The sequence below is a fragment of the Oleiphilus sp. HI0117 genome (genome assembly GCF_001635235.1).
The window spans coordinates 1-2,593 of the sequence record NZ_LWGA01001261.1 but is presented as its reverse complement, the minus strand read 5'-3'; the positions used below and the strand labels follow the sequence as shown (position 1 = coordinate 2,593).

Below are 2,593 nucleotides of genomic sequence, written 5' to 3'. Positions count from 1 at the left end.
TAGGGCAAGGTTAGTTGCTGTATCACGGCTTAGCTGGGTTGTCTTACTTGGCTTTATACTCGCGCCTGCTTGAATAGCATCATAAAGGCCGCTTAATGCTGCATTGAGTGCAATGTTATTGGTCGCCATGTCGCCCGCTAAGCGAAGGTCAGGGTAGCCTGTCTTCTCAACTTCACGTACGTTCTGCTTGAGTACTTTTTGGTAGGCTTTCCATGCAGCGGCGACTGCTTCAAACTGTTCCGAGGTCTCACCCGAATCTGTTTCACCTTGAATTGCGTTAAAAAGCTCGGCCATTGTTGTGAGCGAGGCATTGATATCTTCCAGGTCTTTTTGAGCACCTTGGTTTGCACTGAAGTTATAAAAGCCATTAATAGAATAATAAGAGTTGATCTGGCTTTGGTAGATGTTTTCCAGGACTGATTTTGACGAATTCTCGGCCGCATGGCTTTGTGTTGATGTGAACAACAATACGAAAATAAATGGAATAACAGCGCTTAGGCGGTTAAAAGTGATGTTCTTGAAATACATTAATTGCGACTCCATGTTTTTATTTCTAACGAGATATTTAGTTCAGTGTAGTATTTAATGCTTAACATACAAGCGTTTGGCGAATGAAGTTCATAGTGATTGTAATTATTTTGTTTTGCGCATGATTTTGTCTGCTTTCGGTAATTCTATCGACGCTCTGAAGACTCAAGAATATATGTTAGTCAGCTTTGTATTGAATTTGTTCTTTGGTGGAATAATAAATTCGTTAAAAAGGCATAATTTTAAAAAAACCTATAAAACAAATGGATAGGTGATTGTTCTGTTGGAAAATCTAGAAAAGAATTGTTTACTTATGTCAATAATAATTGACAAATGATGGATTTTTTTACATGGTTCGCACACGCAATTCAAACGAGCGTATGAATTTCGAAAATTCCCGCGAAATATGCGGGCCCAAAAAAACTTTGTTGGAGCCTCGACCTTTCAGAGGACGTAGGTAGACCAGCACGGATAATTAACTTGGAGAACAGTTGATGATTTACGAAGGTAAAGCCATCACGGTTAAAGAGATTGAAGGCGGAATCGCACAGCTAAATTTCGATTTAGAGGGCGAGTCAGTCAATAAGTTTAACCGACTTACTATTGAAGAGCTTGGCGCAGCAGCGGAAAGCTTAAAGAACGCAAACGGCATTAAGGGCTTGATTGTTACAAGTTCAAAAGATTGCTTTATCGTTGGCGCAGATATCACAGAATTTACTGACTTGTTTGCTGGTTCTGAAGAAGAGCTTATCGCAAACAACTTGCAGGCCAACGCTGTATTTAGTGCAATTGAAGATCTTCCGTTTCCATCTGTAACTGCTATCAACGGTATTGCGTTGGGTGGCGGTTTCGAGATGTGTCTGTCTACGGACTATCGTGTTATGTCGCCAACGGCTAAAGTCGGTCTACCTGAAGTTAAGCTGGGTATCTTCCCAGGTTTTGGTGGTACGGTACGTCTACCACGTCTAATCGGTGCAGATAATGCAATCGAATGGATCGCAGGCACGAAAGAATACAAAGCACCTGATGCACTTAAGTTTGGTGCAGTAGATGCGGTTGTTGATGCTGATAAGCTAGAAGCTGCAGCAATCGATCTTGTTAAGCAAGCAGTTGCTGGCAAGCTAGACTATAAAGCTCGTCGTGAAGAGAAGACTTCTAAGCTTAAGCTGAACCCAATGGAAAGCATGATGACTTTCGAAACTGCTAAAGGTTTCGTTGCTGGTCAAGCTGGTCCTAACTATCCTGCACCTGTTGAAGCGATTAAAGCGATGCAGAAGCATTCGGGTATGGCGCGAGACAAGGCAATCGAAGTTGAAGCGAAAGGCTTTGCTAAGATGGCTAAGACTTCAGTATCAGCTTCTTTGATTGGTTTGTTCTTGAATGACCAGGCACTTAAAGCACAAGCAAAAGCGCTTGAGCCAAAAGCATCTGAAGTTAAGAAAGCTGCGGTTCTTGGTGCAGGTATCATGGGTGGCGGTATCGCTTACCAGTCTGCTCTAAAAGGTACGCCAATCATCATGAAAGATATCGCGCAAGCAGGTATCGATCTAGGTTTGAGCGAAGCAAGCAAGCTTCTTACTAAGCGCGTAAGCAAAGGTAAGATGAAAGCTGAGAAAATGGCTGAAGTTCTGAACTCTATCGATCCAGCACTAAGCTATGGTGACTTCGGTGACGTAGACTTGGTTGTTGAAGCGGTTGTTGAGAATCCTAAGGTTAAAGACATCGTTCTTTGTGAAGTAGAAGATCAAGTATCTGAAGATACAATTTTGACTTCAAACACTTCAACAATCTCTATTGATTTGCTAGCTAAGAACTTGAAGCGCCCAGAAAACTTCTGTGGTATGCACTTCTTCAACCCTGTACACATGATGCCTCTTGTTGAGGTTATCCGTGGCGAGAAAACTAGCGAAGAAACAATCGCTACGACAGTTGCTTACGCTAAAGCAATGGGTAAGACGCCTGTTGTTGTTAACGACTGCCCAGGTTTCCTAGTTAACCGTATCTTGTTCCCATACTTCGGTGGCTTTGCTGCGCTAGTACGTGACGGTGCTGACTTCCAGCGCGT

Annotated in this window: 2 protein-coding genes; one reads left to right on the top strand and one right to left on the bottom strand. The window is 42.7% G+C overall.

What is annotated here, in order from left to right:
• The coding region (locus A3757_RS21985; RefSeq protein WP_156506492.1) for a hypothetical protein at positions 1-528 on the bottom strand (528 nt) is incomplete at its 3' end.
• Positions 529-1,022: 494 nt separating this feature from the next.
• Here A3757_RS21985 and A3757_RS21980 point away from each other — a divergent pair.
• Positions 1,023-2,593, top strand: a 1,571-nt coding sequence (locus tag A3757_RS21980) for a 3-hydroxyacyl-CoA dehydrogenase NAD-binding domain-containing protein (protein WP_068740297.1), incomplete at its 3' end; no start/stop codon positions are given.